12 protein-coding genes are annotated in these 15,385 nt (G+C 71.1%); 5 read left to right on the forward strand and 7 right to left on the reverse strand.

Annotated features, from left to right (window positions below):
• Positions 1 to 44: 44 nt before the first annotated feature.
• Positions 45 to 1,343, reverse strand: a complete 1,299-nt coding sequence (locus tag AC0VXQ_RS05490; protein ID WP_058731587.1) for an acetyl-CoA C-acetyltransferase — start codon at positions 1,341 to 1,343, stop codon at positions 45 to 47.
• Positions 1,344 to 1,440: 97 nt separating this feature from the next.
• Between AC0VXQ_RS05490 and AC0VXQ_RS05495 the strand changes: the two genes are divergently transcribed.
• The 5 genes from AC0VXQ_RS05495 (at position 1,441) to AC0VXQ_RS05515 (ending at position 10,212) form a co-directional block, all read left to right on the forward strand.
• The gene (locus AC0VXQ_RS05495) at positions 1,441 to 2,160 is read left to right on the forward strand and encodes a TetR/AcrR family transcriptional regulator (protein ID WP_165596173.1); all 720 of its coding nucleotides are present in this window, start codon (positions 1,441 to 1,443) and stop codon (positions 2,158 to 2,160) included.
• Positions 2,161 to 2,227: 67 nt separating this feature from the next.
• Positions 2,228 to 4,369, forward strand: a complete 2,142-nt coding sequence (locus tag AC0VXQ_RS05500; RefSeq protein ID WP_404434441.1) for an acyl-CoA dehydrogenase family protein — start codon at positions 2,228 to 2,230, stop codon at positions 4,367 to 4,369.
• A gap of 121 nt (positions 4,370 to 4,490) precedes the next feature.
• Positions 4,491 to 7,094: an aminopeptidase N gene (gene pepN, locus AC0VXQ_RS05505; RefSeq protein WP_475527937.1), complete on the forward strand. Its 2,604-nt coding sequence runs from the start codon at positions 4,491 to 4,493 to the stop codon at positions 7,092 to 7,094.
• 71 nt (positions 7,095 to 7,165) lie between these two features.
• Positions 7,166 to 8,548, forward strand: a complete 1,383-nt coding sequence (locus AC0VXQ_RS05510) for a hypothetical protein (protein ID WP_475527938.1) — start codon at positions 7,166 to 7,168, stop codon at positions 8,546 to 8,548.
• Complete coding sequence (locus AC0VXQ_RS05515) at positions 8,548 to 10,212, forward strand: ABC1 kinase family protein (RefSeq protein ID WP_475527939.1); 1,665 nt, start codon at positions 8,548 to 8,550, stop codon at positions 10,210 to 10,212. The genes AC0VXQ_RS05510 and AC0VXQ_RS05515 overlap by 1 nt, the downstream gene beginning before the upstream one ends.
• Before the next feature lie 34 nt (positions 10,213 to 10,246).
• Here the strand turns inward: AC0VXQ_RS05515 and AC0VXQ_RS05520 are convergent, their stop codons facing one another.
• The 6 genes from AC0VXQ_RS05520 to AC0VXQ_RS05545 all read right to left on the reverse strand — a co-directional run bounded on the left by AC0VXQ_RS05520 (position 10,247) and on the right by AC0VXQ_RS05545 (position 15,275).
• On the reverse strand, positions 10,247 to 11,272 hold the full coding sequence (locus AC0VXQ_RS05520; RefSeq protein WP_475527940.1) for an LCP family protein: 1,026 nt from the start codon (positions 11,270 to 11,272) through the stop codon (positions 10,247 to 10,249).
• Positions 11,273 to 11,450: 178 nt separating this feature from the next.
• Complete coding sequence (locus AC0VXQ_RS05525; RefSeq protein WP_058731781.1) at positions 11,451 to 11,711, reverse strand: type B 50S ribosomal protein L31; 261 nt, start codon at positions 11,709 to 11,711, stop codon at positions 11,451 to 11,453.
• 125 nt (positions 11,712 to 11,836) lie between these two features.
• The gene (locus AC0VXQ_RS05530) at positions 11,837 to 12,772 is read right to left on the reverse strand and encodes a TrmH family RNA methyltransferase (RefSeq protein ID WP_475527941.1); all 936 of its coding nucleotides are present in this window, start codon (positions 12,770 to 12,772) and stop codon (positions 11,837 to 11,839) included.
• Positions 12,769 to 13,557: an ABC transporter ATP-binding protein gene (locus AC0VXQ_RS05535; RefSeq protein WP_475527942.1), complete on the reverse strand. Its 789-nt coding sequence runs from the start codon at positions 13,555 to 13,557 to the stop codon at positions 12,769 to 12,771. Before AC0VXQ_RS05535 ends, AC0VXQ_RS05530 begins: the two co-directional genes overlap by 4 nt.
• Before the next feature lie 97 nt (positions 13,558 to 13,654).
• Positions 13,655 to 14,086 (reverse strand): hypothetical protein, encoded by a 432-nt coding sequence (locus tag AC0VXQ_RS05540; protein ID WP_475527943.1) that lies wholly within the window; start codon positions 14,084 to 14,086, stop codon positions 13,655 to 13,657.
• A 517-nt stretch (positions 14,087 to 14,603) separates the two neighbouring features.
• A complete protein-coding gene (locus AC0VXQ_RS05545) occupies positions 14,604 to 15,275 on the reverse strand; it encodes a DUF6318 family protein (protein ID WP_404434460.1) in 672 nt (223 codons plus the stop codon).
• Positions 15,276 to 15,385: the final 110 nt, after the last annotated feature.

Below are 15,385 nucleotides of genomic sequence, written 5' to 3' on the forward strand. Positions count from 1 at the left end.
GCCCGGCGCCGGGAGGGGCGCCGGGCCGGCCCCCGGGGTGCGGATCAGGCGGATTCGAGGATCATGGCCACGCCGAGGCCGCCGGCGGCGCACACGGAGACCAGGCCGCGCTGGGGCTTGCCGGTCTGCTCGGCGCTCTCGTGCAGCTGCTTGGCCAGGGAGGCGATGATGCGTCCGCCGGTGGCCGCGAAGGGGTGCCCGGCGGCCAGGGAGGAGCCGTTGACGTTGAGCTTGGCGCGGTCGATCGCGCCGAGGGCTCCGTCCCGGCCCAGGCGGGTGCGGCAGAACTCGTCGTCCTCCCAGGCGGCCAGGGCGGAGAGCACGGTCCCGGCGAAGGCCTCGTGGATCTCGTAGAAGTCGAAGTCCTGCAGGCTCAGGCCCTGCCGCTCCAGCAGCTGGGGCACGCCGTAGACGGGGGCCATCAGCAGGCCCTCCGCGCCGGAGACGAAGTCCACGGCGGCGGCCTGCGCGTCCACGACCTTCGCCAGCGGGGCCAGCCCGTGGGCCTCGGCCCACTCCCGGCTGCCCAGCAGCACCGCGGAGGCGCCGTCGGTCAGCGGGGTGGAGTTGCCGGCGGTCATCGTGGCCTCCTCCGGCAGGGAGCGGCCGAAGACGGGCTTGAGCTTGGCCAGGGCCTCCATCGAGGAGTCCGGGCGCAGGTTGTTGTCCCGGGCCAGACCGTGGAAGCCGGTGAGCAGATCGTCGAAGAAGCCGCGGTCGTAGGCGGCGGCGAGGTTGCGGTGGCTGTTCATGGCCAGCTCGTCCTGGGCCTCGCGGGTGATGCCCCAGCCGGCGGTGGTGATGGCCTGGTGCTCCCCCATGGACAGGCCGGTGCGCGGCTCGCCGGTCCCGGGAGCCTCGGGCTTGATGTCGGCGGGGCGCAGGGCGGCGACGGCGGCCAGGCGCTGCTTGACGGTCTTGGCCCGTCCCAGGGCCAGCAGGGCGCGGCGCAGCTTCTCGGATACGGCGATCGGGGCGTCCGAGGCGGTGTCCACGCCGCCGGCGATGCCGGAGTCCAGCTGGCCCAGCCGGATCTTGTTGGTCAGGTTCCACACGGTCTCCACCCCGGTGGCGCAGGCCATCTGGACGTCGAAGGCGGGGGTCGCGGGATCCAGCGCGGAGCCGAGCACGGCCTCGCGGGTGAGGTTGAAGTCGCGGGCGTGCTTCAGGACGGCGCCGGCGGCCACCTCCCCGACCCGCTCCCCGGCCAGCCCGCAGCGGGCGACCAGCCCGTCGATGGCGGCGGTGAGCATCTCCTGGTTGGGCACGTCGGCGTAGGCGCCGTGGGAGCGGGCGAAGGGGATGCGGTTGCCGCCGAGGACGAAAGCTTCTGCTGCTGACAAGGGATCCTCCGGATCGTCGGGGCGTGCGGGTGGGTCCCGCGCGCCGGCAGATGTGACTGGACTGACACAGGACAGAGTACCTGATACTCTGCGTATCGTGAACACCGCAGCCCACCGCCCCGCAGGTCACGGCCCCTACCGCACCCGCGACGGCCGCAGCACCCGATGGGAGGCGCACCGGGTCGCCCGCCGCGAGGAGCTGCTGAGCAAGGCCCGACGAGCCATCCACGAGATCGGCGCCGAGGCCTCCATGGAGGAGATCGCGCAGTACGCCGGGACCTCCAAGTCCGTCTTCTACCGGTACTTCCGGGACAAGAACGGGCTGGGCCAGGCCCTCGGCGAATCCCTGCTGGCGCACCTGGAGGCCCGCATCGCCGAAGCGGTCCGGCGCGATCCGCAGGACAGCGCCCCGCCGCGCGCCGTCGTCGCCCGGATGATCGAGGTCTACCTGGTCCTCGTGCAGCGCTCCCCCGCACTGCACGCCTTCGTCACCTCCCAGGCGGGCCTGGGCTGGTCCCGACCCTCCGAGGCCCAGCGACCGACCGCGAGCCTGGGGCTGTTCGCCGACCACGTCTCGCGGCTGCTGCTGGAGGCGCTGGGCCCGGTCCCCGATCAGGCCCTCGCCGCCCGGCTGCCCGACCCCGACCAGGCCGCTCACCTGCTGCACTACTGGGCCCGCTCCGTCGTCGGCCTGGTGCACGCCGCGGCCGAGCAGTGGGCCGGAGAGGTGGCCGCAGGCACCGCCCCCGACCGCGACCTGCTGGTCCGGCAGCTGAGCGCCTGGGTGCTGTCCCCGATGCCCGCACCCACCGGCTGATCCCCCCCAACTCCCCTCCGCATCCAGCGGAATCCGACCCCGTCTGACACGAAGGAGTACCGCAGACATGACCCTCACCGAGCACCCCCGCACCGCACCCGAGCCGACCCCCGCCGACGATGCCGCCACCAACCGCGAGGTCCCCGAGCGCCGTCGTTCTCCCCGCCCGGACCACGCCCGCACCCTGGACACCGACGCCCTCTACGCGCAGCTGATGGGCCGCTGGCGGGCGGAGCGGGAGGACACCCGGAAGCTGATCAAGGACCCGGCGCTGTGGAAGCAGCCCGAGCTGACCTACCACGATCAGCGCCAGCGCGTCTTCGAGCAGCTGGGCATCCTCGTGCAGAACCAGTCCGTGCACCGGGCCTACCCCGCCTACGTCGGCGGCGGAGAGAACCCCGGCGGCAACATCGCCGGCTTCGAGGAGCTGGTCGCGGCCGACCCGTCCCTGCAGATCAAGGCCGGCGTGCAGTGGGGCCTGTTCGGCGCCGCCGTGCACCAGCTGGGCACCGAGGAGCACCACCGCAAGTGGCTGCCGGGGATCATGTCCCTGGAGATTCCCGGGGCCTTCGCGATGACCGAGATCGGGCACGGCTCGGATGTGGCCGCGATCGGCACGACCGCCACCTACGATCCGGACACGCAGGAGTTCGTGATCAACACCCCGTTCAAGGCCGCCTGGAAGGAGTACCTGGGCAACGCCGCGGTGCACGGTCAGGCCGCCACGGTCTTCGCGCAGTTGATCACCCGGGGCGTGAACCACGGGGTGCACTGCTTCTTCGTGCCGATCCGCGATGCGCAGCTGAACCTGCTGCCCGGGGTGCAGTCCGCCGACGACGGCATGAAGGGCGGCCTGAACGGCATCGACAACGGCCAGCTGGCCTTCGACCACGTGCGCATCCCCCGGGAGAACCTGCTCAACCGCTACGGCGACGTCGCCGAGGACGGCACCTACACCTCCCCCATCGAATCCCCCGGCCGCCGGTTCTTCACGATGCTGGGCACCCTCGTGCAGGGCCGGGTCTCCCTGGACGGGGCCTCGACCAAGGCGGCCCAGGTGGGACTGTCCATCGCGCTGACCTACGCCTACCAGCGCCGCCAGTTCGACGACGGCGCCGGGGAGGAGGCGACCCTGATGAGCCACCAGCTGCATCGGCGTCGGCTGCTGCCGCTGCTGGCCCAGACCTACGCCGCCTCCTTCGCCCATCACGACCTGCTGGAGGCCTTCCACGACGTGTTCAGCGGGGACAACGACACCCCGGAGTCCCGGGCCGAGCTGGAGACCCTCGCGGCGGGGCTGAAGCCGATCTCCACCTGGCACGCGCTGAACACCCTGCAGACCTGCCGCGAGGCCTGCGGCGGATCCGGATTCATCACCAAGAACCGCTTCACCGGGCTGTACCAGGATCTGGACGTGTACGCGACCTTCGAGGGGGACAACCACATCCTGCTGCAGCTGGTCGGCAAGCGGCTGCTCGGGGACTACTCCAAGGAGTTCGCCGGCGCCGACTTCGGCTCGATCACCAAGTACGTCTCCTCCCGCGCCGAGGACCTCGCCCTGAACCGCTCCGGTCTGCGCCGGGTGGCCCAGGCGGTCCAGGACACCGCCGACGCCCGGAAGTCCGCGAACGCGCTGAAGGATCCGGTGGCCCAGGCGCAGCTGATGCGGGCCCGGGTGGACAACCTGATCGGCCGGATCGCCGATGAGCTGCGCCCGGCCCGGAAGATGTCCAAGGCCGACGCCGCCGAGGTGTTCAACTCCCAGCAGGTGCGTCTGATCGAGGCCGCCCGCTCGCACGCCGAGCTGCTGCAGTGGGAGGCGCTGCACCGGGCGGTGCAGGAGGCCGAGGGCGTCAACGCCGAGGTGCTGACCTGGCTGCGGGACCTGTTCGGGATGACCCTGATCGAGAAGAACCTGGGCTGGTACCTCTCCCACGGCCTGCTCTCCACCCAGCGGGCCCGCACCGTGGAGTCCTACATCCTGCGCCTGATCGACCGGATCGAGCCCTACACCCTGGATCTGGTGGCCGCCTTCGGCTACGAGCAGGAGCACCTGCGCGCGGAGATCTCCTCCGGGATCGAGGCCGAGCGCCAGGAGGAGGCCCGCGCCTACTACCGCGATCTGCGGGCCAGCTCCGAGGCTCCGGTGGAGGAGAAGACGCTGCGGGCCCGTCAGGCCGGCGCCGGGAAGACCGCCCGACGCCGCTGAGCCACCCCCCCCCCCCGCCGAGTCGCGCTCGCCGATGCGCCGCACCCGGGTCCCTCCCCCCCACGGGACCCGGGTGCGGCCATGCCGACATGGTGCATCTCACGTGTGTTTTGATGAAGGGGTGCGAAACGACAACCTGACGGCTGAGGAAGCCCGCGACCGCTCGGCCCTGCTGCGCGTCGACAGCTACGACGTCCATGTGGACCTGACCCACGCCGTGGACCCCGAGCGCCTGGCCTACCCGGTGCGCGCGGCGGTCCGCTTCGAGGTGCTCGCCGAGGATCCGGCGGCTCAGACCACGTTCATCGAGTATCTGCACCATTCGGTCGAGGCGATCACCCTCAACGGCCGCCGCCTGGACCCCCGGACCGCGGTGGTCGGCTCGCGGATCACCCTGACGGGTCTGGAGCGCAGCAACGAGCTCGTCGTGCACGGCTTCTCCCTGTACTCCCGCTCCGGGGAGGGCCTGCACCGCTTCCTGGACCCGGAGGACGGGCGCACCTACCTGTACACCCAGTACGAGCCGGCCGACTGCCGCCGGGTCTTCCCGACCTTCGAGCAGCCGGACCTGAAGGCCTCCTTCCGCTTCGCCGTGACCGCCCCCAGGGACTGGGTCGTCGCCTCCAACACCCCGGTGGAGCGGGAGGATCAGGATCCGGTGGATGAGAGCGTGAGCAAGCGGATCTTCGCCCCGACGCAGCGGATCTCCACCTACATCACGACGCTGCTGGCCGGACAGTACCACGCGGTCAGCTCGATGTACCAGCCCAGCGCGGACACCGCGGTGGACGGCGTCGAGCCGAAGCCGATGACCCTGTACTGCCGGCAGGCGCTGGCCGCGCATCTGCCGGCTCGGGAGCTGTTCGAGCTGGTCGGGGCCGGTCTGGACTTCTTCCAGGACCTGTTCGACCTGGCCTACCCCTTCCCGCAGTACGACCAGGCCTTCGTCCCGGAGTACAACCTGGGCGCGATGGAGAATCCGGGGCTGGTGACCTTCACCGAGAACTACCTGCACCCGGGCGGGGCCACCGAGGCCCAGCGCGAGGCGCGGGCCAACGTCATCATGCACGAGATGTCGCACATGTGGTTCGGGGACCTGGTCACCATGAGCTGGTGGTCCGGCCTGTGGCTGAAGGAGTCCTTCGCGGAGTTCATGGGCGCCCTGGGGGCTGAGCGCGCCGGCGGCTTCGACCAGGCCTGGGTCAGCTTCGCCCACGGACGCAAGGCCTGGGCCTATCGCCAGGACGCCTACTCCACGACCCACCCGATCGTCGCGGACATCCCCGATGTGGAGGCGGCCAAGCAGAACTTCGACGGCATCACCTACGCCAAGGGCGCCTCGGTGCTCAAGCAGCTGGTGGCCCACGTGGGCTTCGAGCGGTTCATCGGCGCCGCCCGGGTCTACTTCCGCCGCCACGCCTGGGGGACCGCGCGCCTAGAGGATTTCCTGGCGGCCCTGGAGGAGTCCTGCGGGCGGGACCTCGCGGCCTGGGCGCGGCAGTGGCTGCAGACCTCCGGGGTCTCGGTGCTGCGCCAGGACGGCTCCCGCCTCATCCAGGAGCTGCCCGAGGGCGTCTCCCCCGAGCTCGGCCGGGCCCACACGCTGCACGCGGGCGTCTTCGACGAGATCGACGGCACCCTGCGCCTGCGCGAGGACCGGGCCCTGGAGGTGCCCGCGGGCCCCGAGGGCCTGGACCTGGAGCTTCCGGGCGCCCTCGCCGCCGCGGATCCGCGGGGTCTGCTGCTGCTGAACCGGGAGGACCTGACCTACGCCGTCACCCGGGTGGCCCCGGACCAGCTGGACACCTCGCTGCGAGCCGGACACACCCTGGAGGCCCCGCTGGATCGGGCCGTGCTCGGCTCCGCCCTGTGGACCATGGTCCGCGACGCGCAGCTGACCCCGTCCTCCTACCTCGACTACGCTCTGGCCGGGGTGCGCGCGGAGAACAGCGCGACCCTGTTGGAGACGACGGCCCGGCACGTGCACGAGGCCATCGAGGAGCTCTGCGCCCCCGCCCAGCGCCCGCAGCTGCGTTCCCGGGCCGCCGAGGCCTTCCTCACCGCCCTGGAGGCAGCGGCCCCCGAATCCGACGCGCAGCGCATCCTGCTGCGCCACGTCCTGATCCTGGCCCGCACCACCGAGGAGGCGCTGCCGGTGGCCGAGCAGGTGCACGCCGCCTGGTCTGAGGATCCTGGTGCGGCCCGCTGGGGCGGGCTGGAGCTGACCGACGAGTTGGCCTGGAGCGCCCGGCTCGCCCTGGCCCTGTCCGGTCGTCTCACAGCGGAGGACCTGGACGTCGCCCTGGATGCCCGGCGCAACCGGCACGCCGAGGTGGGCTGGAACCGGGCCAGGGCAGCGGTGCCGGATGCCGCGGCCAAGCAGTGGGCGTGGGCGCGGATCTTCTCCGGGCGTCTGTCCAATGACGAGCTCTCCGCCGCGGCCGCAGGCTTCGCCGACGGTCCGGCGCGGCTGCGCGCGGCCTACGCCGATCGCTACTTCGCCGCGCTGGAGTCGGTGTGGGCCGAGCACTCCATCGGCATGGCCTCCCGGATCGTGGGAGGGCTGTTCCCGGACCTCGACGCCGTCGAGGACTCCCCGCAGCGAGCCGGGGCCTGGCTCGAGGAGCATGAGCAGGCCCCCCGGGCGCTGCGTCGGCTGGTCATCGAGCACCGGGAGGACGCGCTGCGGGTGCGCCGGGTGCGCGCAGCCTGCGCCGGGGTGTGAGATTCTGGAGGGGCCGCCGCGCGCTGGTCCCCTCCACGTGCGGCATCCAACGGGCATGAAGGAGAACTGGCGTGACGCAGTACGCACTCAATGATCGCGGATCCCTGGAAGTGATCACGGACGACTACTACGACACCGAGATCCTCCGGCTCATGGACAATCTGCGCTTCGACCGGGAGCAGCACCACGACGGGCTGGCCCACCTGGTCCCGGAACCGGACAATCCGCACGCCCCCGGCTCCATCGCGGTGTGGGTGGACGGGCTGAAGATCGCGCGGATGTCCGCCGAGGACTCCCGCCGCTACCTGCCCGCGATCGCCCGCGTCGTGGTCTCCGGGCACGACCCCGTGGTCCCGGTGCGGGTGTGGGCCACGATGCGCGGGAAGGCGGGCCAGGTGCGCCTGGAATCCCGGGCGGTGCTGTCCATCGCCCGGCCGGATCAGCTGTTCCCCCTCAACGCCTGCCCGTCCCGGGCGGCCCTGCTGCCCCAGGGCCCCACCCTGAAGGTGCTGGACGAGAAGGACCACGCCGAGTACCTGCACTCGATCCTCCCGGTCTCCGGGGAAGGCCGGGTGATCCTGACCCTGGAGGCGGATCGGCACCGGCAACCCGACGGCACCGAGACGGACTCCGTGGACGTGCTGCACGACCGGCGGGTGGTCGGGCGCCTGTCCACGCAGATGTCCGAGCAGCTGGCCCCGGTGGTGCGCTACGCCTTCGAGCGGGACAAGCTCACCGCGGCCTGGGGCACGATCCGCGGCAACGCCTTCGAGCTGTCGCTGTCGGTGCAGACCGCTCGCGCCGAGGACCTGACACCTGCCTGGTTCGAGCAGCTGCCCCACGGCCTGCCCCCGCTGGTCCCGGAGCAGGAGCACTACGATCTGGAGGACGCCTACCGGCCCAGCCACGCCGAGAAGCACCCGGAATCCCGTCGCCCCGCCGCTCCCGCGCCCGAGGACCCGGCCCCGTCCTCCCAGCGCGCCCCGCGGCGGGAGGCGCAGCGTCGCCCCGCCCGACGGCGCGCGGGCAGCGCCTCCGCCCCGCGGGCCTCCCGCGCGCCGCGCGCCCAGCGGGGCCCGAATCAGCGGATCGGCTGGCTCATCGGGGTGCTGGGGGCGCTGGTGCTGCTGGCCGGGGTGGTCCTGCTGTTCGTCCGCCCGGTCCTGGGCATCCTGGGACTGCTGCTGGGCGGCTCCCTGGCCTTCTGCGGGCTGTACCTGGCCCGCCTGGACGTCGCCGAGCAGCCGGTGCCCATCCGGCATCCGGCCCTGGACCAGGACCCAGCCCCGATCGAGGAGACGGCTCCCGCCCCGACGGCGTCGGCCCCGCAGACCCAGGATCCCGCTCCGGACGCCTCGGCGGATGCTCCGGCGGCAGACTACCCCGGCGAGGGCTATGACTGGGCCCCGCAGCGCGCCTCCCGTCGTGCGACCCGGGAGACCGAGGGCGCCTGATGCTGGAGCGCGCCCGCACCCGCACCGACCGCTTCCTGCAGATCGGCGAAGTCCTGATCAAGCACGGCCTGGGGTCTCTGCTGGGCGGGGTGCTCTCCGCCCCGTGGGCCGCTCCCCTGCGGAAGGTGCGGCAGCTGGATCCGCAGCATCGGCACACCCAGGCCGAGCATCTGCGCCTGGCGCTGGAGGAGCTGGGCCCCACCTTCGTCAAGCTCGGCCAGCTCGCCTCCACCCGGCAGGATCTGCTGCCGGAGGATTACACGCGGGAGCTGGCCCGGCTGCAGGACTCCTCCCCGCCGGTCTCCTTCCAGCGTCTGATCGGGCAGTTCGACGGGCAGCCGGAGGAGCAGCTGCTGGCCTCCTTCGAGAGCATCGATCCGCAGCCGCTGGCCACCGGCTCCATCGGCCAGGTCCACGCCGCCGTGCTGGACGGGCGCGACGTCGTCGTGAAGATCCGGCGCCCAGGGGTGCTCGCGGGCGTGCACCAGGACCTGGACATCCTCGCCGAGCTGTCCAAGATGCTCTCCCGCTATGTCGGGATCGCCCGCGGCTACGACGTCGTGGAGCTGACCCGGCAGTTCGCTCAGCGCATCGAGGAGGAGCTGGACTACACGATCGAAGGCGAGCACTGCGATCGCTTCGCGGAGTTCTTCGCCGAGGACCCCTGGATCCGCATCCCCCGCATCCACTGGGAGGCCAGCAGCTGCGCGCTGCTCACCGAGGATCGGGTGCGGGGACTGAAGATCAGCGACATCCCCGCGCTGGATGCCGCCGGGGTGGACCGGCACCTGCTCGCGGTCACGGCCACGCAGGCCCTGTGCCGCATGGTCTTCCAGCTGGGCCTGTTCCACGCCGACCCACACCCCGGCAATCTGTTCGTGCAGCCGGACGGGTCGATCACCGTCATCGACTTCGGGATGGTCGGGGAGCTCTCGGAGCGGTTCCGGGACCGTCTGGTCCCGCTGCTGGTCGGGATCACCACGGGCAATGCGCGCCAGGCCGCGCGGGCGACGGTGCGCCTGACGGCCCGCCCCGAGCAGGAGGTCCGGGCCGCGGACCTGGAACCGGACATGCAGCGGATCATCTCCGGGTACACCGGGCGCAGCCTGCAGGAGCTGAACCTGGCCCAGCTGCTCACGGATGTGCTGCGGATGCTGCATCGACACCACCTGGTCCTGCCCCCGGAGGCGGCGATGCTGGTGAAGATGATCGCCACCGCCGAGGCGCTGGGCACCACCCTGGACCCGGGCTTCGACATCGTGGCCGTCCTGACGCCCTATGCGCAGCAGTACGTCCGCTCCCGGCTCAGCCCGGAGATGCTCCTGCGCCGGGCCCGGGAGGCCGCCAAGGAGGCCGTCTCGTTGGGCATGGACGCCCCGGAGTCCGTGCGCCGGGTCCTGGGGGTGCTGGAGAGCGGCGGCTTCGACGTGCACCTGCGCGCCGATGAGCTGGAGGAGCTCATGGGCAAGGTCGAGAAGCTGGGCACCCGGGTCGTGGCCGGAGCCGTGCTGGCGGCGGTGATCAACGGGTCTGCGCACATCGTCGCCTCGGACCCGGGCCGGTTCAAGTCCTGGTATCCGGCGCTGGTCGGGGCGGGGGCCGGCTCCGCCGGGATGATCGGCGGGTACCTGGCCTGGTCCCTGCGCCCGCGCCGACGCCGCTGATCCCCCGCCCCGCCGGCCCCGCCCCGGTGCGGACTCAGTCCGTCGGGATGGTCTTGACGTAGTCGGCCATGGTCCCGTTCTCCAGGGCCTGGGAGAGCCGGTGGATCGCGTCCTCATCCGGGATGACGATGGACTGCCCGTCCTCGGACCACCCGGTGCCTGAGTTGGGCAGGGTGAACATGGTCATGTTCCGCAGCCCGCTGGGTCCGGCCTTCATGCCCATCGCGACGATCTCGCGGGCCGTGAGGTCCTCGTCCACGGAGACGTACGGAGAGAACTTCTCCACGGCGTCGCTGAGCTTGGTGGGGCTGGAGAGGGTCTCGGGGCTGAGGATCTTCTTCAGGAGTCCGCGCAGGTAGATCCGCTGGTCGCGCACCCGCTGGTAGTCCCCGTCCTGGAAGCTGTACCGGTCGCGCACGAAAGCCAGCGCCTCGTCCCCGTCGAGGGTCTGCTCGCCCTTGCGGAACTCGTGGCCGTCGGCGGTGAAGTCCATGGGCACATCCACCGGCACCCCGCCGACGGCGTTCGTCAGGTCGCGGAAGCCCTGGAAGTCGATCTCTGCGACGTGGTCGATGCGCGTGCCCAGGAGCTGCTCGATCGTCCGCACCTCCAGGGGGATCCCGCCGTAGTTCAGCCCGGCGTTGATCTTGGCTTTGCCGTGACCGGGGATGTCCACCCAGGTGTCGCGCATGATGGACACCACGTAGGCGGCGCCGCCGTCGGAGGGGATGTGCACGAGCATGATCGCGTCCGAGCGCTGACCGCTCACGACCTTCTCGTCCGCCTCTCCTTTGCGAGAGTCGCTGCCCAGGAGCAGGATGTTGTAGGAGCCATCCTCCTTGGGCCGGCCGGCGTCATCCGAGGGCAGCGCCTGGGAGAGCTTGGGCGAGTCGGTGTCGAAGTCGTGGCCGAGCTTGTACAGGAAGCCGCCGACGATCAGCACCGGGATCAGCAGCAGCACCAGCAGAACACCGAGCAGGGTCAGCACCTTGCGCCGGCGCGACCAGGGCCTGCGGCGCGATGGGGTCTCGGGAAGGGCGGATTCCGGGGTGGTGGACATGGGTGCTCCGGTGGCTCGGGCTTGGCGGGGATCGGGTCGATCCCACTGTAGCGGCTCGGGGCTCACCCCGAGATCACCGGCACGGGCCCACCCGGTCGACCGCAGACGCCTCGGGCCGGGGCGCGCTCACCGATCCGGTGAGCGCGCCCCGGCCCGAGCCGGTGGTGGCAGTCGCCGCCTACTTGGCGGACTTGCCGAAGTTCTTGAACCGGGCGTTGAAGCGCTCGACGCGCCCGGCGGAGTCCATGATCCGCTGCTTGCCGGTGTAGAAGGGGTGGGACTCGGAGGAGATCTCGACCTCGACGAGAGGGTACTCGTTGCCGTCTTCCCAGGTGTCGGTCTTGGAGCTGGTGACGGTCGAACGGGTCAGGAAGGACTTGCCGGAGGCGAGGTCGCGGAAGATGACCTCGTGGTAATCCGGGTGGATATCGGTCTGCATGGTGTCTACCTCTCGCGGACTGGATTTTGCCAGGCCTGGGGACGCGGTGTCCCGCCCGGTCATCCGGGCGGGCGCCGTCGGAGTCGACGGCGACTCCCCAGGCTACCACGCGACGGCCCTCGCGGTCAGGGGCGCGCGCCGTCTTCCTCGGCGGACTCCCGCGGGCGGGTCTCCCAGAAGGCGACGGCCGAGGCCGCGGCCACGTTGAGGGAGTCCACGGCGTGGCTCATGGGGATGATCACGCGCGCATCCACCGCCGCCAGGGTCTCCGAGCGCAGGCCGTGACCCTCGGTGCCCAGCACCAGGGCGAGTCGCTGCGGGGCGGCCCGCCCGAGCCGGTCCAGGGTCACCGCGTCGTCGCTGAGGGCCAGGGCGGCCGTGGTGAATCCGCGCTCGCGCAGCAGGGACAGGTCCGCGGGCCAGGAGTCCAGCCGGGCCCAGGGGACCTGGAAGACGGTGCCCATCGAGACGCGGATGGAGCGTCGGTACAGGGGGTCGGCGCAGCGCGGGGTGATCAGCACGGCGTCCACGTCCAGGGCGGCGGCGCTGCGGAAGATCGCCCCGACGTTGGTGTGATCCACCACGTCCTCCAGGATCGCGACCCGCCGGGCGCCGTCGAGCACCCGCTCGACCGGGACGGGGGCGGGGCGGCGCATCACCGCGAGGGCGCCGCGGTGCAGGTGGAAGCCGGTCAGACCCTCCAGCACGGCGTCCTCCGCGACGTACGCGGGGGTCTGCGGATGACTGCGCAGCACGTCCGCCAGGTCCTCGGCCCATTTGTCCGACATGAGGAAGGAGAGCGGCTCGTGCCCGGCCGCCAGGGCGCGGCGGACCACCTTGGAGGATTCCGCGAGGTAGACGCCCCACTCGGCTTCCCGGGAGGTGCGCAGGCGCACGTCCGTCAGCCCCCGGTAGAAGCGCAGGTCTCGCAGCACCGGGTCCGCGGCTCGCCCGTCGGCGGCCTCCACCTGCTCGGCGTCGATCCGACGCACCGAGGGGATCGCATCGACCAGCGCCCGCCGGGCAGCCAGCTGGGCGGGGCCGTTCTGCGGGGTGCTCACGGGCGCGCGGCGAAGGCCGTGTGCCGCCCGTCGATGGTGCGCAGCCGCAGCGGGGTCTGGTAGGCGCGGGAGAAGCTGCGGTCCGTGAGGACCTCCTCCAACGGGCCCTGGGCGATGACCCGCCCGTGGCTGAGCAGCAGCAGGTGGGTGATTCCCTGCGGCAGCTCCTCGAGGTGGTGGGTCACCAGGACGCTCGCGGGCGCGTCCGGGTCGGCATTGAGCGCGGACAGACGCTGCACGAGGTCCTCGCGCCCGCCGATGTCCATGCCCGCGGCGGGCTCATCGAGGATCAGCAGCTCGGGATCCGTCATCAGGGCGCGGGCGATCAGGGTGCGCTTGCGCTCCCCGTCGGACAGCGTGCCGAAGGTCCGCTCGGCCAGGCGGGAGATGCCCCAGTCCACCAGCAGCTGCTCGGCGCGGTCGTGGTCGTCGGCGTCGTAGGATTCCCGCCAGCGCCCGGTCACCCCGTAGGCGGCGGTGACGACGACGTCGCGCACCGTCTCCCCCGCCGGGATCTGGGCTGCCACCGCGGCGGAGGTCAGCCCGATGCGCGGGCGCAGCTCGAAGACGTCCACGGCTCCGAGGATCTCGTCGAGGATGTCCACCGTGCCGCGCGTGGGGTGCAGCCGGGCGGAGGCGACGTTCATCAGCGTGGACTTCCCGGCCCCGTTGGGGCCCATCACGGCCCAGCGCTGCCCGTCCTCCACCCGCCAGGTCACCCCGTCCAGGAGGGCGCGCCCGCCGCGCACGACCGAGACGTCGACCAGATCCAGTACAGTGCTCATGCCTCGACCCTAAGCCACGGCGCGCGCACCGGCCCAACCGATCCGCGGTTCCGGTCGGCCGCGCGCGGAAGGACTCTTCTGCGATCCCGCCGAGGCATCAGCAGCCCCAGGCGCGGGGGTTCGCGGAGCAGCCGTCCTTCACCCACCCGGACTTCGTCCGCCACACGCTCACCGTCTGCGGTTGGGATGGGAGGGTCGCGGTACCCTCGACCGGCTGCCACTGCCCGTCCCCCACCCGGTACTCCCCGCGGAACTCGGTGGAGATGACGATGGCGTAATCCCCGGTCTCCCGGTACTGGTGGGAGGTGGAGGTGGGGGTGTCCCAGCTGTTCTCCGGCAGGGCCCGACCGGGGTCGGTGGTGGGTCCGGTGGTGGTGCCGTCGCCGTAGTCGAAGGTGTAGGAGACCGGGGTGGCCCGCACCCGCACCGACTGCCCCAACAGGGTGACCTCCAGTTCCTGGGGCCGGCTGTCGACGTAGATGTTGGTGTGGTAGTTCTTCAGCGTGTTGGGGCCGGGCTGGATGCTCACGGTCCCCGGGTGGATGGGCATCTTCTTCAGATCTTCGGCGGTGACGGTCGGGGTCGGCGGTGTGGTGACTCTTTCGGCGGCGTCTTCGGGGGACTGGGAGCCGGGAGACGCGCAGTATTGCGTTCCCGTGGACTCCCATTCGCCGCCTGATTTGAGGCGACGAAAGACTCGATGCAAAACGCCACGACCTCCATCGGGTCTAGCGCAGGATGGATTCAGGTTGCATGCGTCTCCGGGCACGTCCTCCCCGGGCCTCGGGCATCCGTAGTGTGCGAAGTATTCATAAGGGTCCTCCGGGATCTCATCGACAGAACCTCCTCCTTGGTCACCGCCGGATGGAGGCTGGCTCCCTGGTTCGGTCGGCCGTCCTCCGGGTTGGGTCTTCTGCCTCTTGATGATGAGGGAGCCGTTTCCATCGATCCACCCATCATCAGCGGACTTCTCTGCGAAGCTCGGGGGCAACGCGAACGATGAATATAAAAGGAGCGCCATTGCGATCAAGCACAGCCTTTTCCACTTACTCCGGATCGCCATAATCAACATCCTGGATGTGGTTGAATCCGCGGAACTTCCATTGGTCCTTCTCCCACGAGAGGACGGCAGTCATGGGTTGATTGTTGAAGTCTCTCCCGGGAGTGTCATGCTCGTGTCCTGATGGGGAGTACACCCCACCACTGAGTCGGTTGAGACGCACGTAGAGTTCCTGGTATTGGGGGTCGACCTTCTCCAGGGGCTGCGGCTCCAGGTAGATCTGCTGCTCCGTGCCCACGCTCCACTTGCCCTCGCGGTAGTACCGCTCGTAGTTCTCCATGACCTTGGTGAACTGGTCGTTGTCCGCCGACATCGCTTCGCGGACGTACTGCGGGTCCCCGGTCTGCAGGAGGTAGTTCAGGGAGTCCGCCCAGTACTGGAGGAAAGCTCTCGCCCCGGCGTCGGTCTCCTCCTTGCCCACGTCCGGCAGACTCGGCACCGGCACATTGCGGGCCGGGTGCTCCGGCGTCGCCTTCTCGTACCCGGTCGAGGACGCCGACGCAGAGGCGCTGGCGGAAACCGAGGCGCTGGCCGATGCCTGCGGATCCGCGGTGCCGACCACCTCACCGCTGCTCTCACCCCCGCAGCCGGACAGCAGGAGGGCGCCGGCCAGGACCAGCGGCGCCAGGAATGATGCGGGACGGTGCGAACGGGCCACGGGAGCCTCCGGGTGCTCGAGGGTCAGACGAGGATCATGCGATGTGAATCACTCAGGTCCCCCGAGACTAGCCCATCCCACGCCCCGGCCGGAAGGTTGTCCACAGCTCC

The organism is Rothia sp. QJM3NY_36 (genome assembly GCF_056173115.1).

Coding starts and splice junctions, on each gene's coding strand:
- AC0VXQ_RS05525 (WP_058731781.1), bottom strand. CDS start 11,711: ATGCAGACCGATATCCACCCGGATTACCACGAGGTCATCTTCCGCGAC.
- AC0VXQ_RS05515 (WP_475527939.1), top strand. CDS start 8,548: ATGCTGGAGCGCGCCCGCACCCGCACCGACCGCTTCCTGCAGATCGGC.
- AC0VXQ_RS05520 (WP_475527940.1), bottom strand. CDS start 11,272: ATGTCCACCACCCCGGAATCCGCCCTTCCCGAGACCCCATCGCGCCGC.
- AC0VXQ_RS05500 (WP_404434441.1), top strand. CDS start 2,228: ATGACCCTCACCGAGCACCCCCGCACCGCACCCGAGCCGACCCCCGCC.
- AC0VXQ_RS05535 (WP_475527942.1), bottom strand. CDS start 13,557: ATGAGCACTGTACTGGATCTGGTCGACGTCTCGGTCGTGCGCGGCGGG.